Annotated in this window: 19 protein-coding genes; 8 read left to right on the top strand and 11 right to left on the bottom strand. The window is 60.3% G+C overall.

What is annotated here, in order from left to right; translation table 11 throughout:
- Positions 1 to 141: 141 nt before the first annotated feature.
- Positions 142 to 684, bottom strand: coding sequence for an NUDIX hydrolase (locus tag RAC79_RS21145; RefSeq protein ID WP_059758602.1), 543 nt, complete (start codon positions 682 to 684; stop codon positions 142 to 144).
- Positions 685 to 797: 113 nt separating this feature from the next.
- Between RAC79_RS21145 and RAC79_RS21140 the strand changes: the two genes are divergently transcribed.
- The 3 genes from RAC79_RS21140 to RAC79_RS21130 all read left to right on the top strand — a co-directional run bounded on the left by RAC79_RS21140 (position 798) and on the right by RAC79_RS21130 (position 3,327).
- Positions 798 to 1,442, top strand: a complete 645-nt coding sequence (locus RAC79_RS21140) for a DUF47 domain-containing protein (RefSeq protein WP_080858014.1) — start codon at positions 798 to 800, stop codon at positions 1,440 to 1,442.
- Positions 1,442 to 2,446 carry an inorganic phosphate transporter gene (locus tag RAC79_RS21135; protein ID WP_003521775.1) on the top strand — a complete coding sequence of 335 codons (1,005 nt, stop codon included), beginning with the start codon at positions 1,442 to 1,444 and terminating at the stop codon, positions 2,444 to 2,446. The genes RAC79_RS21140 and RAC79_RS21135 overlap by 1 nt, the downstream gene beginning before the upstream one ends.
- 89 nt (positions 2,447 to 2,535) lie before the next feature.
- Entirely contained in the window at positions 2,536 to 3,327 is a 792-nt protein-coding gene (locus RAC79_RS21130; protein WP_174037837.1) for a Ku protein, read from the top strand.
- A 12-nt stretch (positions 3,328 to 3,339) separates the two neighbouring features.
- On the opposite strand, the gene ligD is transcribed toward RAC79_RS21130, so the two are convergent.
- The 9 genes from ligD to RAC79_RS21085 all read right to left on the bottom strand — a co-directional run bounded on the left by ligD (position 3,340) and on the right by RAC79_RS21085 (position 15,413).
- Positions 3,340 to 5,832: a DNA ligase D gene (gene ligD, locus RAC79_RS21125; protein ID WP_374997496.1), complete on the bottom strand. Its 2,493-nt coding sequence runs from the start codon at positions 5,830 to 5,832 to the stop codon at positions 3,340 to 3,342.
- 3 nt (positions 5,833 to 5,835) lie between these two features.
- Positions 5,836 to 6,669 (bottom strand): Ku protein, encoded by an 834-nt coding sequence (locus RAC79_RS21120; protein WP_065657643.1) that lies wholly within the window; start codon positions 6,667 to 6,669, stop codon positions 5,836 to 5,838.
- Positions 6,666 to 6,953 (bottom strand): hypothetical protein, encoded by a 288-nt coding sequence (locus tag RAC79_RS21115; protein WP_065657763.1) that lies wholly within the window; start codon positions 6,951 to 6,953, stop codon positions 6,666 to 6,668. The genes RAC79_RS21120 and RAC79_RS21115 overlap by 4 nt, the downstream gene beginning before the upstream one ends.
- A gap of 43 nt (positions 6,954 to 6,996) precedes the next feature.
- On the bottom strand, positions 6,997 to 7,890 hold the full coding sequence (locus RAC79_RS21110) for an SDR family oxidoreductase (protein ID WP_065657642.1): 894 nt from the start codon (positions 7,888 to 7,890) through the stop codon (positions 6,997 to 6,999).
- Positions 7,891 to 8,074: 184 nt separating this feature from the next.
- On the bottom strand, positions 8,075 to 10,414 hold the full coding sequence (locus RAC79_RS21105; RefSeq protein WP_065657641.1) for an EAL domain-containing protein: 2,340 nt from the start codon (positions 10,412 to 10,414) through the stop codon (positions 8,075 to 8,077).
- 189 nt (positions 10,415 to 10,603) lie between these two features.
- Positions 10,604 to 11,707 (bottom strand): hypothetical protein, encoded by a 1,104-nt coding sequence (locus tag RAC79_RS21100; RefSeq protein ID WP_065657762.1) that lies wholly within the window; start codon positions 11,705 to 11,707, stop codon positions 10,604 to 10,606.
- A gap of 279 nt (positions 11,708 to 11,986) precedes the next feature.
- Positions 11,987 to 13,525 carry an ABC transporter substrate-binding protein gene (locus tag RAC79_RS21095; protein WP_223215586.1) on the bottom strand — a complete coding sequence of 513 codons (1,539 nt, stop codon included), beginning with the start codon at positions 13,523 to 13,525 and terminating at the stop codon, positions 11,987 to 11,989.
- A 126-nt stretch (positions 13,526 to 13,651) separates the two neighbouring features.
- Positions 13,652 to 14,632, bottom strand: a complete 981-nt coding sequence (locus RAC79_RS21090; RefSeq protein ID WP_065657640.1) for a mannonate dehydratase — start codon at positions 14,630 to 14,632, stop codon at positions 13,652 to 13,654.
- A gap of 67 nt (positions 14,633 to 14,699) precedes the next feature.
- A complete protein-coding gene (locus tag RAC79_RS21085) occupies positions 14,700 to 15,413 on the bottom strand; it encodes a FadR/GntR family transcriptional regulator (protein WP_003521787.1) in 714 nt (237 codons plus the stop codon).
- 206 nt (positions 15,414 to 15,619) lie between these two features.
- On the opposite strand from RAC79_RS21085, the gene RAC79_RS21080 reads away from it, so the two are divergent.
- From RAC79_RS21080 to RAC79_RS21060, 5 genes are all read left to right on the top strand, one after another.
- Positions 15,620 to 16,648, top strand: a complete 1,029-nt coding sequence (locus tag RAC79_RS21080; protein WP_003521789.1) for an ABC transporter permease — start codon at positions 15,620 to 15,622, stop codon at positions 16,646 to 16,648.
- Positions 16,645 to 17,544 (top strand): ABC transporter permease, encoded by a 900-nt coding sequence (locus tag RAC79_RS21075; RefSeq protein WP_020809292.1) that lies wholly within the window; start codon positions 16,645 to 16,647, stop codon positions 17,542 to 17,544. Before RAC79_RS21080 ends, RAC79_RS21075 begins: the two co-directional genes overlap by 4 nt.
- Complete coding sequence (locus RAC79_RS21070) at positions 17,531 to 18,376, top strand: ABC transporter ATP-binding protein (RefSeq protein WP_065657639.1); 846 nt, start codon at positions 17,531 to 17,533, stop codon at positions 18,374 to 18,376. The genes RAC79_RS21075 and RAC79_RS21070 overlap by 14 nt, the downstream gene beginning before the upstream one ends.
- Positions 18,373 to 19,110, top strand: coding sequence for an ABC transporter ATP-binding protein (locus RAC79_RS21065; protein WP_020809290.1), 738 nt, complete (start codon positions 18,373 to 18,375; stop codon positions 19,108 to 19,110). Before RAC79_RS21070 ends, RAC79_RS21065 begins: the two co-directional genes overlap by 4 nt.
- A gap of 292 nt (positions 19,111 to 19,402) precedes the next feature.
- Positions 19,403 to 21,469 carry an ATP-dependent helicase gene (locus RAC79_RS21060; RefSeq protein WP_065657638.1) on the top strand — a complete coding sequence of 689 codons (2,067 nt, stop codon included), beginning with the start codon at positions 19,403 to 19,405 and terminating at the stop codon, positions 21,467 to 21,469.
- A gap of 37 nt (positions 21,470 to 21,506) precedes the next feature.
- On the opposite strand, the gene RAC79_RS21055 is transcribed toward RAC79_RS21060, so the two are convergent.
- A complete protein-coding gene (locus tag RAC79_RS21055) occupies positions 21,507 to 21,953 on the bottom strand; it encodes a TonB-dependent receptor domain-containing protein (protein WP_374997495.1) in 447 nt (148 codons plus the stop codon).
- Positions 21,954 to 22,043 lie beyond the last annotated feature (90 nt).

The following is a 22,043-nucleotide window of genomic DNA, read 5'->3' as shown; positions in this document are numbered from 1 at the left end:
ATAATGCAATAAAAAGCGGAGAGCGAGACGACATGGTTTCATGCAACGGCACCTGACGACAATCATCAGGCAAGGTTGGAGATCGCCCATTGCGGCGGCATTACAGTCCTGGGCACAGCAGCGGATGCCGGACGGGTGCTGTTACGGCCTCTCGCTGCCCTGACGCTTCTTTTTGCCCTTCGGACGAAAATCGACAAGAAGCGACTTCAGTTCGATATCGCGAACGCGCCTTGCCGCCTCATCCGGGCGCACCCATTCCAGCAGGCGTTCCCCGCGTTCCTTGAAACTGGTTTCCGCCTCCGTCACCTCTATCTGGAACACATCGACCATGCAGGGAACGACATCGCCATTGTCTAGCATCTTGAGATAGGTATAGCGGCCAACCGCATTCTTTTTCACCCGGCCCCGCACGCCGGCCTCCTCCCACGCCTCGATTGCCGCCGCCTCGTGCGGCTTCTTGCGTTTCATCGGCCAGCCCCGCGGAATGATCCAGCGTCCGCTGGTACGAGACGTGACGAGGAGGATTTCGACATCCTCGCCGTTGCCGGCATAACGGAAGCAGAGCGCGGCATATTGCTGCCGGAAAGCGCCGGTGAAGAGCTTTTCCGGAACCGCAGCAAGCTGCTGGAGCAATGTCAGTGCACGAGCCGGGCGGGTTTTCCGGCTTTTCTTGGTGGGTTTCATATCCGTTGATAGTGCTGATTTTCCGGGTTGCATCAATGCCCCGCGTGCATTTATGACAGTTTTATGACAATCACCCCCCACAACTAATAAAGCGCCATTGAGGGCCAATTCGCATGATGAGTATTTTTCGCAAGCTGATGCCGCGCGAGGACCGTTTCTTCGACATGTTCAGCAAACATTCCGAAACCGTCATCAAAGCGGCCGAGGCCCTTGACCAACTTTTGAGCGGCATCGACGTCGAGAAGAACTGCGACCTTATCGTCGCCCTCGAACATCAGGCGGACGACATCACCCGCGAGGTGCTGCTCGCCGTCAGGCGCAGCTTCATCACCCCCTTCGACCGCGGCGACATCAAGGATCTCATCCAGTCGATGGATGACGCCATCGACATGATGCACAAGACAGTCAAGACCATCCGTCTTTTCGAGCAAACGGAATTCGATCCGCTGATGAAGGAAATGGGTCATGAGATCGTGCGCGCCGCCGGCCTCATCGCGGAAGCCATTCCGCTTCTCAACAAGGTCGGCACGAATGCGCATCGCCTGTCATCCATCTCCGAAGAGGTGACCCGCGTTGAAGGCCGCTCCGACGAACTTCACGATCTGGGTCTCAAGGACCTCTTCCGCCGCCACGGCGCAAGCGGCAATGCCATGGCCTATATGATCGGCAGCGAGATCTACGGCGAACTCGAAAAGGTCGTCGACCGCTTCGAGGATGTGGCCAACGAGATCAGCGGCATCGTTATCGAGAACGTCTGATGGATGTCGCACTTGCCCTGCCGCTGCTAATCGGCCTTATCGCCATCGCGCTGTTCTTCGATTTTCTGAACGGTCTGCACGATGCCGCCAATTCCATCGCCACCATCGTCTCCACCCGTGTGCTGCGCCCGCAATATGCGGTCGCCTGGGCGGCCTTCTTCAACTTCATCGCCTTCCTGTTCTTCGGCCTGCATGTGGCCGAAACGCTCGGCACCGGCATCATCGATCCGGCCATCGTATCGCCGCAGGTGATCTTCGCGGCGCTGATCGGCGCCATCGTCTGGAACATCGTCACCTGGATTTTCGGCATTCCCTCCAGCTCGTCGCACGCGCTGATCGGCGGGCTCGTCGGTGCTGGATTTGCGAAGGTGGGTTTCAATTCCATCGTCTGGTCGGGCCTGCTGAAAACCGTGGGCGCCATCTTCATGTCGCCAGCCATCGGCTTCTTCCTCGCCCTGCTTCTGGTGCTCACCGTCTCCTGGCTGTTCGTGCGGCAGACGCCCTTTGCCGTAGACCGCACCTTCCGCGTGATGCAGTTCATCTCCGCCTCGCTTTATTCGCTGGGACACGGCGGCAACGACGCGCAGAAGACCATGGGCATCATTGCCGTGCTGCTCTTCAGCCAGGGACATCTGGGCGAGAGCTTCTACGTGCCCTTCTGGGTGGTGATTTCCTGCCAGTCGGCCATGGCGCTCGGCACGCTGTTCGGCGGCTGGCGCATCGTCCATACGATGGGATCGAAGATCACCCGGCTGAACCCGATGCAGGGTTTCTGCGCCGAAACCGGCGGTGCGCTGACGCTGTTCGGTGCAACATGGCTCGGCATTCCGGTCTCCACCACCCACACGATCACCGGCGCCATCGTCGGTGTCGGCGCTGCCCGCCGCGTCTCGGCGGTGCGCTGGGGCCTTGCCGGCAATATCGTCATCGCCTGGATCGTGACCATGCCGGCGGCTGCGCTGATCTCCGCCGCGGTTTACGGGCTGACGTCGCTGTTCGGCTGACGCTCCATCCCTGCCCCGATTTGCCGCTCCTCCCGGAACAAAAGCCACCCCGTGGCTGTTGTTCCGGGGGACCAATGCGGATCGCGGACATGGCACGGCAGGTTTTCTGGAAGGGTTATCTCAAGCTGTCGCTGGTGACGGCCTCCGTCTCGCTGACACCCGCGACGACGGAAGGCAACAAATACACCTTCCACATCCTCAATCGCAAAACCGGCAATCGCGTCGAAAGCCGTTATGTCGACAGCATCACCCACCGACCGGTCGCCGCCAAAAACCAGGTAAAAGGTTTTCCCCGCGCCGAGGACGATTACATTATTCTGGAGGATGACGAGATCGATGCGGTAGCGCTGGAAAGCACCCGCACGATCGATATCAAGACCTTCGTGCCAAAAGGATCGATCGACTGGATCTGGTACGACCGTCCGCATTTTCTGCGCCCGGAAGACAAGATCGGCACCGAAGCCTTCAGCGTCATTCGCGAAGCCATGAAGGTGAACGATGTTTTCGGTATTGCGCGCCTCGTAATCTACCGTCGCGAAAGGGCTGTGCTCCTCGAACCGTCGGGGAAAGGCATCATCCTGTGGACGCTGCATTATGGCGAAGAGGTGCGCGAAAGCATTGACGCGCTGGAGCCGAAGATGAAAATCGACCGGCCGCTGCTGGACGCCATGGAAAAACGCATCGGCAAACAGGTGACGGGTTGGAAACCGGCTTTGGTGCAGGACCCCATTCAGAAGAAGATCAAGTCCCTGCTGAAGACCAAGGGCGACGAGGTCTCCTCCTCGAAAAAGAAAACCGGCACGAAGGCCCGCGCCGGGGGCAATGTCATCAACATCATGGACGCCCTGAAGAAAAGCCTTGCTTCCGAAAAGAGAAGCTGAGGCTCGACGCCTTCAGCGGGACTTTTTCGGAAGCGGCTCGGCAGCGGCAAAAAATCCATCCCAAGGGTCTTTTTTCAGCGCGGAAAGACGCGCTCCGATATTGTTGACGGTGAAATGGGCCGGGCCGATCTCGGCAGTGAGTTCCGACCATTCGAGCGGTGCTGAAATGGCGGCTCCCGGCCGGGCACGGGTCGAATAGGCCGCAACCGCCGTATTGCCCCTGCCATTGCGCAGATAGTCGATGAAAATGCGGCCCTGCCGTTTCGCCTTGGTGGCGACGGAGAGATATTTCTCAGGCTCGGCCTTCGACATATCCGCCGCCATGGCCTTGGCGAAGGCCTTGACCGGAGCCCAGCCCGCCTGCGGCTTCAAGGGTGCGACAACATGCAACCCCTTGCCGCCGGAGGTCTTGACGAAAGCGGCAAGCCCGGCTTCTTCGAAACGCCGCTTCAGCTCCAGCGCCGCTTCGATCACCTCTTCCCATGCCACATCCTCGCCGGGGTCGATATCCATGGTGATCATGTCCGGCTTTTCCCAATTGGCAGTGGTCGCGCCCCATGGGTGGATTTCGAGCGCGGCGGATTGCACGAGCGCCATCAGGCCATCAAAATCGGTGATGCGGATCAGCGGTTCTCCGCCCTTGTCCTTGGGATCCTTGATTTGCTCGACGGCCTTGTTGATGCCGCGCCAGGCGTGTTTCTGGAAGAATCGCTGCCCCTCTATGCCCTCCGGGCAGCGCAACAATGCCAGCGGCCGGTTAACGACAAAGGGCGCCATGTGCCGCCAGACCTGCGCATAATAGTCGGCAAGCCCCTCCTTCGTCACGCCGTCCTCCGGCCAATAAAGCCGGTCCGGATGGGTGAACTTGATCTTCGATTGCGGCGCCTGGGTATCGGACACGGCCTTCTCCTCGCGTTCGATTTCTGCTGCGGGCTTATCTTCGCGCAACCCCCGGAAGGAGGCGTGACGCAGATTGCCATCTCCAGACCATGCACGAAACTCCACTTCCGCCACCAGTTCCGGCTTGACGAAATGAAGATCGCGGCGGGCAAGCGCGGTGAGTTTCTCACCGAACGGGCTTTCCTTGCGCTCAAGCGGCTTCAGCCGGCCGAGCAGCATCTCCGCCACTTCACCCGTATAACCTGTCCCGACACGGCCGACATGGCGCAGCTTGCCATTTTCATAAACGCCGAGCGCCAGCGATCCGATCGCGTGGTCGGATGTCGAGGAGACGGTATAACCGCCGATGACGAATTCCTGTCGCATCGAGCATTTGGATTTTACCCATTCGCCCTTGCGGCCCGAAACATATTTGCTGTTCCTGACTTTGGAAATGACACCCTCGAGGCTGAGCCGACAGGCATGGTCCAGAACAAGCGCGCCGCTTTCCTCAAAATGCTGGCTGTAACGCAGATGAGGGTCACCCGCCGGCAGCAACTTTTCGAGCAGCGCCTTTCGCTCGCTCAATGCCGCACCGCGCAGATCGCTGCCATCGAGGTAAAGAAGGTCGAAGGCATAAAATACGAAGCGGTCGCTGCGCCCTTCGCTCAGATCCTGCTGCAAGGCGGAGAAGTCGGAGGCGCCGTTATCCCGTTCGACGACGATTTCGCCATCGATCAACACCGTTTCCACCGGCAGCGCCCTGAGCGCTCCTGTCACGGCCCGGCCGAATTTCTCCGTCCAGTCCAGCCCGCTGCGGGTCAGCAGTTGAATTTTGCCCCGATCGACCCGCGCCTGCAGACGATAGCCGTCGAATTTGATTTCATGCAGCCAGCGATCTCCGTTGGGCGGTTTCGGCTTGAGCGTGGCGAGCGCCGGCGGCACGAAAGATGGCATGGCCAGTTTGCGTGCGCCTTTTGGCAGCGCATGCGCCTGTTTCCTGCCGGAGGCAGAAGCCACGGTCTTTTTCGATACCGTTTTGGAGTTCCATGTATCCTTCGGTTTGGCTGCAACTTCCGCGACACTGCGCCCGGTCTTTACGGATTCCGGCCGTTCTTCGAGAATATCTGCGCCGCCCTTATGCCTCGCCTCCTCGTCATCGCCCTTGATAAGCAGCCAGTTCTCCCGGCTTTCTCCGGGCTTTCCGTGCATGCGTACCAGATGCCATCGGCCTTTGAGCTTTTCGCCGTCCAGTTCGAATTCCAGATGGCCTTTGCGATAACCTTTCCGGGCGTCGCCGATCGGCTGCCAGGTGCCGCGATCCCAGACGATCACGGTGCCGCCCCCATATTGTCCTTTCGGGATGACGCCCTCGAAATCGCCATAGCTGAGCGGATGGTCCTCGACGTGTACGGCAAGGCGCTTGTCCTCGGGATCGAGGCTCGGGCCGCGCGTCACCGCCCAGCTTTTCAGCACGCCGTCCATTTCCAGCCGAAAATCATAGTGCAGACGGCGGGCATCGTGTTTCTGTATCACAAAGCTCGAGCCCTGCTGTTCGGCCGTCGTCCCTTTTGGCTCCGGCGTCTTGTCGAAACTGCGCTTGGCGTTATAGGTCTGCAATCCCATGGATCAGCTCGCTTTCCGCGGGGCCTTCCGGCCCCCTGCCGTCGCCCTTTTTCTGCTGCCCGCTTCGGCCCCCGCGCTGCGACGCAGGGCCTCCTTGAGATCAATGATATTGTCTTCCTTGCGCGGCGGCGGCTTGGCGATTTCCCGGCCTTCGATCTTGGCTTTCACGAGTTCTGCGAGTGCATCATTATATCGATCGCTATAGTCTGCCGGGTCAAATGTGCCCGCACGCTTTTCGATGATGTGACCGGCCAGCTCCAGCATTTCCTCATCGAACTCGATATCGGGGATCGACTTGAAGACAGATGTCTGCGAACGGACCTCGTAGCTGAAATTCAGCGTCGTGGCGACGAGAGCCTTACCGCTCGGACGGATCAGCAGGACACGGTTGCGGCGGAAAAGCACCGCTTCGCCGAGAGCTGCGACATTCTCATCGTCCATTGCCCTGGCAAGAAGCGTCAGCGCCTCTTCGCCGTCCTCCCCGCTCGGCGCGAGATAATAGGACTTGTCGAAATAAAGCTTGTCGATCTCGTCACAGGGCAGGAAGTGCCTGATGCGGATGACCTTGTCGCTTTCCGGCATCAGCTTCGCAATCTCGTCTCCCTCGATGACGATATGGTCGCCATTATCGAGTTCGTATCCCTTGACCTGATCGTCGCGAAGAACCGCCTCGCCGGTGTCGCTATCGACATATTGCCGCTCGACGCGGTGGCCGGTCTTGCGGTTGACGATATTGAAGGAGATTTTCTCCGCCGAGGTCAGTGCGGAATAAAGACCGACTTCGCAGTTGAAATCGGCAAAGCTCAGATGGCCCCTCCAGCTCGCTCTCCGGTTCATGTCCGTCGTCCCTCGTCATCGCTGCGGGAGGACATGTCTCCGCGTCGGCCCTTGGCCAGAATGCGCTCGATGGCGGGCACATCCGCCTCCGCCAGAACCGGCACCGGGTCGGACGCCATGGCTTCCAGCACCTCCGGCGACAGCCCGCCATTGCGGATAACCCATTCCATGGCCTCACGGGTCTGACGCTCCGCTTTCAACTGCGCATAAAGCGCCAGTATCAGCCGGTCGCGAACATCGAAGCTCTTCAAACTTCTGTCTGCACGTTCTGCCTGCCGTTTCATCTCGAAATCCTCAAAGGCCCATCCGGCATTGGCGGACATCGCCTCAGGCAATGCCCCTGCCGCCGGTCACGCCATAAACCTCGCCATTGATGAAGCTCGCATCCTGCGATGCCAGCAGCACATAGACGGGCGCCAGTTCCACCGGCTGTCCCGGGCGGCCGAAATCGCTGTCCTTGCCGAAATTCTTCACCTTCTCGTCCGGCTGGCCGCCGCTCGGCTGAAGAACCGTCCAGAACGGGCCGGGAGCGACGGAATTGGCGCGCACACCCTTTTCGATAAGCTGCTTTGCAAGCGCTTTCGTATAGGCGACGATACCGGCTTTCGTCGTGGCGTAGTCCAGCAGGATGGCGGAGGGCTCATAGGCCTGTATCGACGCCGTGGTGATTACCGACGACCCCGGCTTGAGATGGGGAACAGCCGCCTGCGCAATCCAGTGCAGGGCATAAAGATTGGTTTTCATGGTGCGGTCGAAATCGTCCGTCGACAGTTCCTCTATATCGTCGCGATATTGCTGCCTTGCCGCGTTGATAACCAGAATATCCAGCCCGTCGAGATCACCGGCCGCTTTCTCGACCAGTTCGCGGCACCAGGCCTCGTCGGTAATATCGCCGGGCAGCGCGACCGCCACGCGGCCTTCCGCCTCGACGAGCGCCACGACTTCCTCCGCGTCGGATTCTTCTTCCGGAAGATAGGAGATCGCCACATCCGCGCCTTCCCTTGCAAAAGCGATGGCCACCGCACGGCCAATGCCTGAATCGCCGCCGGTTATCAGCGCCTTGCGCCCTGCAAGCTTGCCGGTGCCCTTGTAGCTTTTTTCGCCATGATCGGGGAAAGGCGTCATATTCGTTACCAGACCCGGCATTTCCTGGGTTGGGGTCGAAAAAGGCGGGCGCGGATACTGGCTGCGCGGGTCCTGTGGCTCGAGGCGGTCTGTCATCGCGGTCTCTCCCATAGATAGATGTCCATCCGTGGCGCATTCGCTGACACAGCATGCATATCGCCCGGTCGGGCTGACAGCGGCATGGACGCGCCACACGCTAACCTAACGATCTGCCTTGGCTCTCGTTCCATCGGACATGGGAAAGGAGGGCAACGACACCATTGTGCCGCCGCATCTTTTATCAAACGGAATGTTTCTTCCGTGTGGTTGCGCTGACGACCTGGGCGGGCGCGGCATCCGGTTTGCCGAAGAGGTACCCCTGCGCCTGCGCGCAACCCTCGTCGACCACCATGCGGTATTGCGCATCCGTTTCAATTCCCTCCGCCGTCACCGGCAGATCGAGGCTGCGGCCGAGGCCGATCACCGCGCGCACGATGGCGCGGGCATTGTCATCGTCGCTCATGGCGGCGATGAAGCTGCGGTCGATCTTGATCTTGTCGAAGGGGAAGCTCTGCAGGTTGCTGAGCGAGGAATAACCCGTGCCGAAATCATCCATGACGATGGCGACGCCGAGCGCCTTCAACTGGTTGAGGATGATCAATGTCGCCTTTCGGTCTTTCAGAAGCGCGGCTTCGGTGATTTCCAGTTCCAGCCGGTTGGGCGAAAGCCCGGTCTGCATCAGCACGGTGCAGACGACATGGCCGAGATTGGCCAGCGAAAACTGCAATGGCGAAACGTTCACCGCGATCTTCAGGTGCGGCGCCCAGCCGGCCGCCTGACGACAGGCCTCGCGCAGCACCCATTCGCCGAGCGAGATGATGATGCCGCTCTCTTCGGCAATCGGAATGAAGACATCCGGCGGCACCACGCCCCGTGTCGGGTGCTGCCAGCGAACCAGCGCCTCGTATCCCACGACCTGGCCGCATTCGACTGACAGCACCGGCTGATAATTCAACAGCAACTCGTTGCGATTGATGGCAAGCCGCAGATCCGTTTCGAGCTGGCGGCGTTCGCGCGCCTCCTGGTCCATCACCGGGTCGTAGAAGGCCAATATGCCGCGCCCGCCCATCTTGGCGCGGTAGAGCGCCAGATCGGCGGCGTGCATGATGCTTTCATCGTCCTTTCCGTCCCGCGGGAAGACGGCGATGCCGATGCTGACGCCAACGGAGGTCGGATCGTTGGCAACATTCATCTTCAGTGCGAACATGCCAAGGATCGTCTCGGCCAGCAGGCGCGCCTCTTCCGCCCTGGTGTGCCGGGTAGTCAGGATGACGAATTCATCGCCGCCGAGACGGGCGACCACATCCCCTGCCCTTGCGCATTCATCGAGAATGGCGGCGACCTTTTTCAGAACGCGATCCCCCTCGGCATGGCCGAATATGTCGTTGACCGCCTTGAACCGGTCGAGGTCGAGCGCCAGCAGCGCGAATTCGTCCTCCTCGTCGCAATGCTCGATCTGCTGGTGAAGACGGGTCTGGAACATGGTGCGGTTGGAAAGGCCCGTCAGGACGTCGTGGCGGGCGAGATATTCGATTTCCCGCTGCGCTTCGCGCTTTTCCGTCAGGTCACGAATGGCCATCACCTCGCAGGGGCGGCCGCGATATTCGATCGTGCGTACGCCGAGCTCGAATATTTGCGCCTGGCCGGCACGCTCGTGCACCGCCTCCACCGGTGCATGGCGCGGCAGATAAGCGGGTTGCCCGTCGATGGCCTTGAAGAGATCGTCGGGGTTTTGTCCGACCAGCGACGCTTCCTCCCGGCCCAGAAGGCCGGCAAAACGGGTGTTAAGCTCCACGATCCGCCCATCGCGAACGACGGCGAGACCATCGAGCGTCGCATCCACAAGACCCTTGAGATCGACAAGGTAACGATCCACAAGAGCAGCCGCAGCAGTGGTGGACAGGATCAGGAACGTGACGCCGGAAATGGCGCAGATCATGATCAGCCGGGCGACATTGTCGGGATCAGGCCCCGATACGGAAGGATCCGGCGAAAGCACCGTGGCCGACATGGCCGTGAAATGCAGCGCGCAGATCGCGAAAATCGCCGATCCAGCCGGCGCGGCGATGCGCTGCCAGGAGCCGAGGCGGCGAAAAAGGAAAAAGGCCAGCAGAAAAAACGCCCAGGCAACCGCAAAACCACCCAGCACCGGCCCCCACCGATAGCTGATCGTGGCGGCGACATCCATTCCCGCCATGCCGACGAAATGCATGACAGCAACCGACAGCGTGACCAGCGTGCCGGCGATCGCAGGGCTGTAAGCGGCCTGCGAACGGCTGGTGAGCGCCAGCCAGAAACCGAAAACCGCAAGAACCGCCGAAAACGCCGTGAAGGCGAAATCATAACCGATCGGGACCGCGCCCTTATAGGCGAGCATGGCGACGAAATGCGTGGCCCAGACGCTGAGCCCTCCGGCAAAGGCGGCAACCAGCACCCAATAGGGCTTGCGGCCAGCCGGACTTTCCTCCGCGCGCAATAAAAGATGAAAAAAAGCAAACATGCCAAGCAGGCAGATAACAGCCGCAAGAAGCACGACCGCCCGGTCGTGTTGTACGGCAACGCATTCCAGAACCGTGAACATGACGCACTCTCCCAGCCTCTGAAGAACCGCTCACGGTGGCACTATGGGAGTGGTTTATTTATAAATCTCTAATGCAACTATTGATAAATGGAACGATCTGTCCTGCAACGTACAGAAAGGAACGGGCCGCACGCGGCAGCCCGTAAGCTTTTTCGCGCGCGGCCCGGCCGGGACTATAGGAAAAGCCGTTTATTTCCAGCTTCGATAATCGGCTGCGGCGCATCCGAAAGGCGCCGGGCCATCGGAGAAACGCTCCTGCAGACGGGCGCATCCCCACTCGTTAATTGCTGCGGGCATCATGTTGTTGAGGTCCATGCCGGGCGAGTTGAACTGCGACGGGGCGCTGGTGACGTACCACAGCCAGTAACCGATAACCGCGACGACGATGACGGCCACGATGGCAACGAAAGTCCCCAGTCTGCGCAGGAGGCTCGGCCCTTTCGCACTCGTCGCACCCGGAGCCGAGGCGCCCTCCGGTGTCTGGTTCGCAAGCATCGGGGCAAGCGATGCGAGAGCCTCCGCCCTTTCCTGCTCCGATAGCTCGATCCGCTCCAGCCGGTCGTCGAGCAGAACCGGCAGCGCGGTCTTGCCGTGCCAGACTGCCAACGCAACATCGTGTTTTCCGTTATGGCCAACGACGACCGGGATTCGCCCCCTCTCCAGATGGGTGAAGGACTGCCGCTTGGTCTTGTCTTCTCTGACCGTATCGGCATAGGTGACGAAGAGACGGCTGCGTTTTTCGGCAACCGCCGTCAGCGCCACCGGAATGAGGGTCAACGGTGCGGGCTTGCGCAGCTCCAGGCGAACCCGCAGGACCCGGATAAGCGTGAACAGCATCGCCAAACTGCCGAAGCCGAGCAGGGCAACGAACACCCCAAGTGTGATGATGCGGTTCCAGAGCATGTCGAGGCCCAGCGAAATCGTTGCGAGCTCCGGGTTCTTCGCGGAGATGACCAGTCCGGTTTCATAATCGCCGGAATGGAAATCGACGAACATGACCTCGACATCCTTCTTGTAGCTCACGCCCGCATGGTCATAGGAAAGATCCGCCTCACAGGTCGTGAAGATTGCCTTGCGCGTCTTGCAGCTACCGCTGATATCGCCGTTTTCAATCTCCAGCGGATCTTTGCTGATCTGATAGTCGCGCAATATGCCCGGACCTTCGGCGACGAGCATGACGGCCGTGATGACCAGAAGCACCGGAACGGAAAAATAATAGGCTGCCGGCACTGAAATGACGCCACGTTTGAGGCTCAGCGGCCGAGACGGAAGTTTTATCTGTGCAAGGTTCATGGTCATCAACGCATTCTTCGGGAGGTGGGTGAGCGGAGTTCACGACTCTCGCCCGATGGAAGGAATAGTCATCGGTCGGTCTAAACCGATGAAGTCCTTGAGAAAACCCCCTGAAATTACTGGATGGCGTGCGACAATCACCTGCTGCGACTAGTTTCGTTTCCGCGAAGAGCCGGAGGCGCGTCATGGAGGACGCTTTCAGGGGTACGGACCTAACCGCCGATAAAAAAACGGGCGGTAAAACCGCCCGTCGCAGGTTCCAAAGACTATAGTTTGCCCTTAATCCTTCGTGACCTTTTCCAGCCGGGTCGTCTGGCTGGGGTGGCCCACATAATCCTTCACGCGCGCATTCAGCACGATCGGCTCGAACCTCTCGAACATCGGCAGCACCGCCGGCTTCTGGGCGACGAACATTTCCTGCATCTGGGTGTAGATTTCTCCACGCTTCTTGGCGTCCGGCTCCAGCGAAGCCTTTGCCGTGAGCGCCGTCAGTTCAGGAATGTCCCAGGCCGAGCGCCAGACGAAATTGCCGGCGTTGTTGGCGGCCAGCGAATTGTCGGGGTTGCTGGAGAATTGCTCCATCGAGCCCAGCACATTCGGCATATAGGCGCCGGTCTGCGGAATGAGCAGATCGAAATCCCGCGCGCGGTGGGCGGCAATCACGTCCGAACCGTTACCCTGCTGGATATTGACCTTGATGCCGATCTGGCTGAGTGAGGCCTGGATCGCGGTGGCGAGATCGATACGCGGCGTTTGCGCAATCGTCTTCAGATTAAGCGTGAAGCCGTTCTCATAACCGGCCTCCTTGAGGAGCGCCTTCGCCTTCTCCACATCGAGCTTCCAGTCCGGGCTCGGAATGGCGTATTCGAAGTTTTCCGGCACCGGCACCGTGCGCGCCCGGCCATAGGGACCCATGATGGTCTTTTCCATGCCCTTGTAGTCGATGCCATAGGCAATCGCTTCGCGGACCTTGGGGTTGGACAAAGGTTCCTTGCCGGCATTCATGGACAGGACGTAAAAGCCGCCCGTCGGCACGCGCTGGATCTGGAAGCCTTCCTTGTTGTTGAAGGTTGCAAGGTCGGCAGCCGTCAGCGCACTGGCGATGTCGATATCGCCACGCTCCAGCATCAGGCGCTCCACCTGGCTTTCCGGCACATGCCGCACGATGACGCGGCGCATTTTCGGGCTGCCGGCCACATAATTCTTGTTGGCCTCGAGAATGATGATCTCATTCGGTGACCAGCGATTGAGCGTAAAGGGGCCGGAGCCGGCGGAATTGGTTCTCAGCCAGCCATTGCCCCAGTCGCCACTGCTTTCATGCGACTTGAGTTCCTTGCTGTCGACGACGCTGGCGATGACCATGGCCAGACGGTAAAGAAGCAGCTCGGACGTCGTTTCGCCGGAAAGATCGATGCGTACCGTTTTTTCATCCGGCGCGCTCACCAGCTTGTCGACATTATCGGCATTATAACCAACGCGCTTGAGGTTGGCTGCGGCCGCCTGGTTCATCTTCAACAGCCGGCTGAGCGAATAGACGACATCTGCCGAGGTTACCGGATTGCCCGAGGCGAAATTGGCCTCGCGAAGATGGAAGGTGATGCCCTTGTCATCTATCTCCCAGCGCTCGGCAAGCTGCGGTGAAACCTTGCCCGAACCATCGACCGAAATCAGACGGTCATAGAGGTTGGACATGATTTCGTTGGCTTTTCCTTCGGTGGCCTGATGCGGATCAAGCGACAGCACCTGAGCCAGCGAGGTTCCGATGACAAGCTGGTCATTCGGTGTTTTGGCCACGGCCGGCGCTGCCTGCACCAGCATGGCGCCAAGGGCCGTGGTGAATGCGAGACGGATCAATGATTTTCTCATACCTGCTCCTCCTACAGATCGGTAATTCACGTTTGGGAAAAAGCCCGCGACGCAGCGGGGCGTCGCGGGCCAGAACGGTCAAAGATGTTTGTTATCAAGCGCTTCTATAAGCGCGGCGATGTAGCCGTAGCAGAAGGCGAAAGCGACACCGACGGCATCGCGCCCGGCAATCGTCGGCACATGGTCTGGCATGATCATGTAGCGATAGCCGAGTTCGTGATAGAGTTTCAGCGAACGCACCATGTCCATGTCGCCCTCATCGGGGAATGTTTCCATGAAGGAGAGTTTGCCGCCGCTGATATTGCGGAAATGGACGTTGAAGATCTTGTCGCGGCTGCCGAACCACCTGATGATGTCGTCGATTTCCTCGCGCGGATTGTCGAGCATTTCGCCGATCGACCCCTGGCAGAAATTCAGGCCGTGATAGGGGCTCTCGCGCATCTGCACGAATTTCTTCAGCCCTTCGACCGTGCCGAGAACGCGGGTGACGCCCCTGTAGCCCGGCGGGGTATAGGGATCATGCGGATGGCATGCCAGGCGCACGCGGTTGCTTTCGGCCACCGGCACCACACGCTCGAGGAAATAGTCGATGCGTTCCCAGTTCTCGTCTTCGGAAAGAACGCCCGCGAGACCCGGCGGTGCATCATGGTCCGCCTTGTCCCAGCGCCAGGCTTCATTGAGCGAGCCGCCGCGGCCGCGCTCCATTTCTGTGCGCGGAATGCCGATGAGGTTGAGATTGTATTTCGCAGCAGGGATTCCGGCCCTGGCGATATTCTCTATCATCGTGCAGACGGCATCGATCTGCCGGTCGCGATCAGGGCCGGCAAGCAAGATATCGGGATACGACGCCTGCTCGATGGGCCGTGACGGCAGCGGCAATTGCACCATGTCGAGAACGAGGCCAAAGCTTTCGACCTTGTCACGGTGGCGCTCAAAGTCTTCGAAAGTCCAGCTCGCGGGCTTTCCGGGTGGATCCGCGTTGATATTTTTGACGCCGAGCTGCGCCCAAACCTTAAAATCCTCGTCATCGCGCGCAGCAACCTGGGTGCCGACATACATCGATTCTCTCCTCTCTCCATGCAAGTCATCATATGACATCGCATGAAATAAGATGAGTGTCGAGATGCTATTGCGCCTCAGATAGCAACCTGTATCGGCGCTGGCTCGCAAGCATATGTTCGCGCATGGCTTTTCGCGCCGCTTCCGGATCCTGTTCGACGATGGCGCGCAGGATTGCCTCGTGCTCGGCCTGCACTTTGCGAAGATAATTCGCATCGCCGGTTTCCGGCAGCGTCGGGAACTGCCCGCGCGGTATGGAGCGCGAGCCGAACTGACGCAGAGCCTCCAGATAAAAGCGGTTATTCGTGGCGATCGCGATGGCCGTGTGAAACTCGTAATCGGCATCGACGGTGGTTTCACGCGCATCGATGGCGCGGGCCATTTTCCGATGCGCCGCAGAGATTGCGGCCTCCTGCTGGGCGGTGCGGCGATAGGCGGCGATTGCCGCCGCCTCCCCTTCCGTCGCAAGCCGGAACTCCAGCATTTCCAGCGTTTCGGCAATGGTTCCGACTTCGGATTGCGTCAGTTTCACGCCGGCCCATTCGCTGGCATTGCTGACGAAAACACCCTTGCCCTGGATGGGAACGACATAGCCGGCGGAACGCAAATCCGCGATCGCCTCGCGAACCACGGTGCGGCTCACGCCGTAGCTGCGTTCAAGCTCTGGTTCGGTAGGAAGTTGATCACCGTTTTTCAGTTTTCCACTGCGAATTTCTGCGCTGAGATTATCGATGATCTGTTGTGCCCGCCTCTCCCGCGGCCTTGCTTTGTCGCCCATCATGCCACTCTTCCCCCTTGCAGAATGCGAATCCCTTCGCTACTCATATTATGACATAGCCGCACATCATATGTTTTCATGTTAGCTCAGGGAGGAGTTGGGATGAAGTACCATCAAGAGTTTTTGCAAAGGAGAATTGCGCGTCTGCCGCGAGCAGCGCGCAAGGCCTCGGCCGCTGACGGCGTTCTCACAGGGAAGTGCGGCCAGCAATGACGGAAATCTCACTGCGCGGGCTTGGACATCGTTTTCTGCAACTGATTGTCAGCCTCTTCATCCTGCTCTGCATCACCTTCATCATCGGCCGGGTCATGCCGAGCGATCCGGTCGGGGCAATCGTCGGCGAACTTGCCGACCCCAAGGCCTATGAGGCCATGCGAGCGCGGCTGGGGCTCGACCTGCCGCTTTACCAGCAATTCTTCATCTATCTGCGCGGGCTGCTGCATGGCGATTTCGGCATTGCAATCCTGACCGGCAACCCCGTTACCCGCGATCTGGCGCAGGCTTTCCCCGCCACTTTCGAACTCGCCACGCTGGCGATCATCATCTCGACGGTCGTCGGCGTCCCACTCGGTCTCGCCGCCGCCCTCTTCCGCGACACCTTCATCGACAAGTTCGCGCGCGTGTTTGCGCTGGTGGGACATTCGATACCGGTCTTCTGGTTCGGCATCGTCGGGCTGGTGATTTTCTACGCGAATCTCAACCTTGTCGCCGGCCCCGGCCGGGTCGATGTCTTTTACGAAGGCCTCGTTGAGCCGAAGACGGGATTGATGCTCGTCGACACCCTCCTTGCGGGCGAGACGGAAATCTTCTGGAACGCGCTTGGACACATCATCCTGCCGGCGATCATCCTCGCCTATATGGCCATGGCCTATATTACCCGCATGACGAGGGCTTTCACCCTCGAACAGCTCAGCCAGGATTATGTCATCGCGGCACGGGCCAAGGGTGTCAGCCCCGCACGCACCATAACCCGCCATGTGCTGCCCAACATCGCCGTGCAGCTCATCACCGTGCTGGCGATCTCCTATGGCAACCTGCTGGAAGGCGCCGTGGTCACGGAGATCGTCTTCTCCTGGCCCGGCATCGGCCAATACATGACGAATGCACTGCTCATCGGCGACATGAATGCGATTCTGGCCGCCACAATCGTCATCGGCTTCATTTTCATGTTGCTCAACTTCCTCGCCGATCTGGCCTACACCACGCTCGATCCCCGTACACGGGAGGCCGCACGATGACCGATATCGCGCACAACAATACCGTTGACCGTCCCAGCGCCCTGTCGCGCATCTCGACTACCACCGCGCGGACACTTCGAAAGCTCGCGGACGAACCGCTTGGAATGTTCGGCTTTGCCATTCTGGCCATTCTGGTTCTGGTCGCCATTTTCGCACCGCTCATCGCGCCTTACGATCCTGCGCGCCAGGCGCTCGAAAACGCGCTCCAGCCTCCCAGCTGGACACATCTGGCCGGAACCGACGAATTCGGCCGCGACATTTTCAGCCGGCTTGTTTACGGCACCCGCATCACCATCCAGACGGTACTGTCGGTCTCGGTCATCGTCGGCCCTATCGGCCTTGCCATTGGCGTGATGGCCGGTTTCTTCGGCGGACGAACCGACGCGATCCTCATGCGCGCGACCGATATCGTCCTGTCCTTCCCCTCGCTCGTGCTGGCGCTTGCCTTTGCGGCCGCCATGGGCGCCGGCCTCGGCACGGCGATCATCGCGATCTCGCTGACGGCATGGCCGCCGATTGCGCGTCTTGCCCGTGCGGAAGCGCTTGTCGTGCGCAATACAGACTACGTCGCCGCCGCCCGTCTCTATGGCGCCTCGCCGCTGCGCATCCTGTTTCTGTACATTGCGCCGATGTGCATTCCCTCCGTCATCGTTCGCCTGACGCTGAACATGGCCGGCATCATCCTGACGGCCGCTTCACTCGGCTTCCTTGGTCTCGGAGCCCAGCCGCCGCTGCCGGAATGGGGCGCGATGATCTCCAGCGGCCGCAAGTTCATGCTCGACTACTGGTGGGTCGCCGTCATGCCCGGTATCGCCATCCTGCTGACGAGCCTTGCCTTCAACATCGCCGGCGATACGCTGCGCGACCTTCTGGATCCGCGTCATGCCCGTTCCTGATAGTTCCCCCATCCTCTCGGTCCGCGACCTCAATGTCCGTTTCGGCCGCAACACCATTCCGGCGGTGTCCAACGTCAATTTCGATGTCGGGCGCGAAAGGGTCGGCATCGTCGGTGAGTCCGGCTCGGGAAAATCCACCACCGGCCGGGCCGCCATGCGGCTCCTGCCGAAAAGCGCCACGGTGACAGCGGAGCGGATGGATTTCCTGTCCGAGCCGCTGCTCGAAAAATCCGAGCGGCAGATGGGCGCAATCCGCGGCAGCGAAATGGCGCTTATCATGCAGGACCCGCGTTATTCGCTGAACCCGGTGCTGCCCATCGGAAAGCAGGTGGCAGAGGCCGCCGAACTGCATCTGGCGCTGACCGGAAAGGCAGCGAGAGGTGCAGCACGGGACATGTTGCTGCGAGTGCGCATCAACGATCCCGACCGCGTGATGGCGCTTTATCCGCACCAGATATCGGGCGGCATGGGCCAGCGCGTGATGATCGCCATGATGCTGCTCGCCAAGCCGAAGCTGGTCATCGCCGACGAACCAACCTCGGCCCTCGATGTCAGCGTCCGCAAGGATGTGCTTTTGCTTCTGGACGAGATGGTGCGGGAGAATAATTCCGGCCTGATCCTCATCAGCCATGACATCCGCATGGTCGCGGCCTTCTGCGAGCGCGTGCTGGTAATGTATGGCGGGCGCGTCGTGGAAACGCTGACGAAGCTGGAGAATGCGCAACATCCCTATACGCGGGGCCTGATCGCGGCGATGCCCGATCCCCGCAATCCGGTGCGGCGTCTCAAGGTGCTGGACCGTCAGGCCATCGATGCGGAGGTGATGCGATGATCACGGTAGACAAGCTCGACGTCGTCTATGGCGCGAAGGAAAACCGCAATCACGTCGTGCGCGGCGTCAGCCTCACGGTCAACAGGGGTGAAACGCTCGGCATCGTCGGCGAAAGCGGCTGCGGCAAGTCGACCTTGCTGCGGTCGCTGGCGGGGCTGGAGGCCGGCTGGACCGGCTCCATCAGCTTTAACGGCAAACCGGTTGGCAAGACCCGCAGTCGCGACGAACTGAAACTGGCGCAGATGGTGTTTCAGGACCCTTACGGTTCGCTGCACCCGCGCCACCGCATCGGCCGGGCGCTCGCCGAACCGATCCGCGCCATGGGACTTGGCGATGGCTGGTCGAAAGTGCCTGCCGCCCTGCAACAGGTGGGCCTGCCCGCACATTTCGCCGAGCGCTTCCCGCATGAACTTTCCGGTGGCCAGCGCCAGCGCGTGGCAATCGCCCGCGCGCTGATCCTCGAACCGCCGATCCTGCTGCTCGACGAGCCGACATCCGCGCTCGACGTCTCCATCCAGGCGGAAATCCTGAACCTGCTTGCCGACCAGCGCGAAGAACGCGACCTCACCTTCGTTCTCGTCAGCCACGACCTCGCGGTGATCGCCCATATGTGCGACCGTGTGCTGGTCATGCAGAACGGCGATTTTGTCGATGAGCTGACCAAGGCCGACCTTGAAGCAGGCGTTACCCATTCGGCCTATTCAGGCGAGCTGTTCGAAAGCAGTTTCCTGTAACGATCACCGCCCGACGGCAACACCGGGCGGCCCATCCACGGCCGCCCCGCCTTCTCCCGTGGCGCAATTTCGGGGATTTCGCGGGCGACCTTTTGGGCCGATAAATTTCACCACCGACTGCGTTCAAACCACCGGAACAATGCGTTCAGCATTTGTTCTGGATTGCTGTTTGAGTCTTTGCTAATCATTGCGACGACAGGGCAGACAATGGCCGGACATTCCGACGACTGCCATCTCTGAACAAGAAGGTTCTCACCCGTGAGGACAGGCAGGTTATCTAAGGATTGCTGGCATGGCGGTTGCCTATCTGGAAAAGCTCAACGAACAGCAGCGCAGGGCGGTGGAGCATGGCGTTGGGCTGGCAGACGGGCACACGGCTGGGCCGCTGCTGATCATCGCCGGGGCCGGTTCGGGCAAGACCAATACGCTCGCCCACCGTGTTGCGCATCTGATTGTGAATGGCGCCGATCCCCGCCGCATTCTGCTGATGACGTTTTCCAGACGTGCCGCCACGGAAATGTCGCGACGGGTCGAGCGTATCTGCAAACACGTTATCGGGGCGAATTCGGCAATCATGACAGACGCGCTGGCCTGGTCCGGCACGTTTCACGGCATCGGCGCGCGCCTGTTGCGCATCTATGCCGAGCAGATCGGGCTCAACATCGATTTCACCATCCACGACCGCGAGGATAGCGCCGACCTGATGAACCTCGCCCGGCACGAGCTGGGCTTTTCCAAAACCGAAAGCCGCTTTCCAACGAAGGGTACGTGTCTCGCGATCTATTCGCGCGTGGTAAATTCCCAGACGCCGCTCAAGGAGATATTGCGCCAGCATTATCCCTGGGTCGCCAACTGGGAGAACGAACTTAAGGAACTGTTTGCAGCCTATGTGGAGGCCAAGCAGGTCCAGAACGTGCTGGATTACGACGATCTCCTGCTCTACTGGGCCCAGATGGTCAGCGATCCCGTCCTTGCAGACGATATCGGCAACCGCTTCGACCATGTGATGGTCGACGAATATCAGGATACCAACCGGCTACAGGCCTCGGTGCTGATGGCGCTCAAACCCGGTGGCCGCGGGTTGACCGTGGTGGGTGACGATGCGCAATCGATCTATTCCTTCCGGGCGGCGACGGTGCGAAACATCCTCGATTTTCCGGCTTCCTTCAGCCCTGCTGCCGACATCATCACGCTTGACCGCAATTATCGCTCGACGCAGCCGATCCTTGCGGCCGCCAACGGCGTCATCGATCTGGCGCGCGAGCGGTTCACCAAGAACCTCTGGACCGAGCGGCAGTCGCTGGATCGCCCGAAACTCGTGACGGTGAAGGACGAGACCGAACAGGCGAATTTCATCATCGACCAGATTCTCGCCAACCGCGAAACCGGTATGACGCTGAAACAGCAGGCCGTGCTGTTCCGCACCTCCAGCCATAGCGGCCCGCTCGAGGTGGAACTGACCCGCCGCAACATCCCCTTCGTCAAATTCGGCGGCCTGAAATTCCTCGACAGCGCCCATGTGAAGGACATGCTGGCCGTGCTGCGCTTCGCGCAGAACCCGCGCGACCGCGTCGCCGGTTTCCGGCTGCTGCAGATGCTGCCCGGCATCGGTCCGAAGAAGGCCGGCAATATTCTCGATGCGATTGCGACAGACCCCGAGCCGCTGCTTGCCCTTGCCGAAATTCCGCCGCCGCCGAAGACCGGCGACGACTGGACAACCTTCACGCAAATGCTGGTGGGCCTGCGACAGGCGCCGAACGACTGGCCGGGCCAGATCGGGCAGGCGCGGCTGTGGTACGAACCGCATCTGGAACGCATCCATGAGGATGCGGACACCCGCAAGGCCGATTTGCTGCAACTCGAGCAGATCGCCGGCGGCTACCCCTCACGCGAGCGCTTCCTGACCGAGCTGACACTTGATCCGCCGGACGCCACCAGCGATCAGGCCGGCGTGCCGCTTCTTGACGAGGACTATCTCAGCCTCTCCACCATCCATTCGGCAAAAGGCCAGGAATGGCGTTCCGTCTTCATCCTGAATGTGGTCGACGGCTGCATTCCCTCCGATCTCGGGGTCGGCACCACCCAGGAACTGGAGGAAGAACGCCGGCTGCTCTATGTCGCCATGACGCGCGCCAAGGACAGTCTCGCGCTGATCACGCCGCAACGTTTCTTCACCGGCGGGCAGAACCAGCAGGGCGACAGGCATGTCTACGCCGCAAGAACCCGCTTCATCCCGGCGACATTGCTGCAATTCTTCGAAACGGCAACCTGGCCACTGGTGTCGGCCGCCGCTTCCGAGCGCAGCGCGCAGCAGATCCGCATTGATGTGGGTGCGCGGATGCGCGCCATGTGGAAGTAAAAGCGGGGCGCTCACCCCGCTCTCATGACTGGCGATGTCAGAACTTCACGCTGGCCGTCAGGCTGACATTGAAGGGCTCGCCTACGGCATTGGCATAGCTGGTGGAGCCGATGGACGAGGTGTAATAGGTCTTGTCGAAGATGTTCTTCAGATTGAGCTGCAGCGTCACCGGCTTTTCGAACTGAAGCGTGTAAGTGGCGAAGGCGTCGAAGACCGCATAGCCCGGCAGATTGTATGAATTATCGTTGATGCCGGCGCGCTCACCCACCGCCCGCACACCGCCGCCGACGCGCAGCGTATTGCCGTTCGGACCGACCTCGCCGACATCGTAGGCAAGGAAGAGCGAGCCGGTGTGGCGCGCCACATTCGGCAGGCGCTTGCCGGCATAGGTGGGACCCTCAAGCGCGAGTGGATCCACGGTATCGCCGGACGCGACGAAACCTGAGCTTCTAAATAGGTAGACCCGGCACGAAGCGATTCTCATCCGCTGAACATATCCAGATCGCGATCACTCACAAGCGCCTGACCTGAGACCCAATCTCCCTCCAGTTTTCGGGAGAGTCCTGGGTTTTCT

The organism is Agrobacterium sp. LR_9 (assembly GCF_041954855.1).
Lineage (GTDB): Bacteria > Pseudomonadota > Alphaproteobacteria > Rhizobiales > Rhizobiaceae > Agrobacterium > Agrobacterium leguminum.
This window is presented reverse-complemented; position numbering and strand designations above follow the sequence as displayed.

Excerpts from the sequence above, each read along its gene's own strand:
- RAC79_RS21130 (WP_174037837.1), top strand. The coding sequence starts at position 2,536 with ATGGCACGGCAGGTTTTCTGGAAGGGTTATCTCAAGCTGTCGCTGGTG.
- RAC79_RS21055 (WP_374997495.1), bottom strand. The coding sequence starts at position 21,953 with ATGAGAATCGCTTCGTGCCGGGTCTACCTATTTAGAAGCTCAGGTTTC.
- RAC79_RS21090 (WP_065657640.1), bottom strand. The coding sequence starts at position 14,632 with ATGTATGTCGGCACCCAGGTTGCTGCGCGCGATGACGAGGATTTTAAG.
- RAC79_RS21140 (WP_080858014.1), top strand. The coding sequence starts at position 798 with ATGATGAGTATTTTTCGCAAGCTGATGCCGCGCGAGGACCGTTTCTTC.
- RAC79_RS21145 (WP_059758602.1), bottom strand. The coding sequence starts at position 684 with ATGAAACCCACCAAGAAAAGCCGGAAAACCCGCCCGGCTCGTGCACTG.
- RAC79_RS21105 (WP_065657641.1), bottom strand. The coding sequence starts at position 10,414 with ATGTTCACGGTTCTGGAATGCGTTGCCGTACAACACGACCGGGCGGTC.
- RAC79_RS21115 (WP_065657763.1), bottom strand. The coding sequence starts at position 6,953 with ATGAAACGGCAGGCAGAACGTGCAGACAGAAGTTTGAAGAGCTTCGAT.
- RAC79_RS21095 (WP_223215586.1), bottom strand. The coding sequence starts at position 13,525 with ATGCTGGTGCAGGCAGCGCCGGCCGTGGCCAAAACACCGAATGACCAG.
- RAC79_RS21080 (WP_003521789.1), top strand. The coding sequence starts at position 15,620 with ATGACGGAAATCTCACTGCGCGGGCTTGGACATCGTTTTCTGCAACTG.
- RAC79_RS21120 (WP_065657643.1), bottom strand. The coding sequence starts at position 6,669 with ATGAACCGGAGAGCGAGCTGGAGGGGCCATCTGAGCTTTGCCGATTTC.
- RAC79_RS21065 (WP_020809290.1), top strand. The coding sequence starts at position 18,373 with ATGATCACGGTAGACAAGCTCGACGTCGTCTATGGCGCGAAGGAAAAC.
- RAC79_RS21100 (WP_065657762.1), bottom strand. The coding sequence starts at position 11,707 with ATGAACCTTGCACAGATAAAACTTCCGTCTCGGCCGCTGAGCCTCAAA.
- RAC79_RS21110 (WP_065657642.1), bottom strand. The coding sequence starts at position 7,890 with ATGACAGACCGCCTCGAGCCACAGGACCCGCGCAGCCAGTATCCGCGC.
- RAC79_RS21135 (WP_003521775.1), top strand. The coding sequence starts at position 1,442 with ATGGATGTCGCACTTGCCCTGCCGCTGCTAATCGGCCTTATCGCCATC.
- RAC79_RS21060 (WP_065657638.1), top strand. The coding sequence starts at position 19,403 with ATGGCGGTTGCCTATCTGGAAAAGCTCAACGAACAGCAGCGCAGGGCG.
- RAC79_RS21085 (WP_003521787.1), bottom strand. The coding sequence starts at position 15,413 with ATGATGGGCGACAAAGCAAGGCCGCGGGAGAGGCGGGCACAACAGATC.
- RAC79_RS21070 (WP_065657639.1), top strand. The coding sequence starts at position 17,531 with ATGCCCGTTCCTGATAGTTCCCCCATCCTCTCGGTCCGCGACCTCAAT.
- RAC79_RS21075 (WP_020809292.1), top strand. The coding sequence starts at position 16,645 with ATGACCGATATCGCGCACAACAATACCGTTGACCGTCCCAGCGCCCTG.
- ligD (WP_374997496.1), bottom strand. The coding sequence starts at position 5,832 with ATGGGATTGCAGACCTATAACGCCAAGCGCAGTTTCGACAAGACGCCG.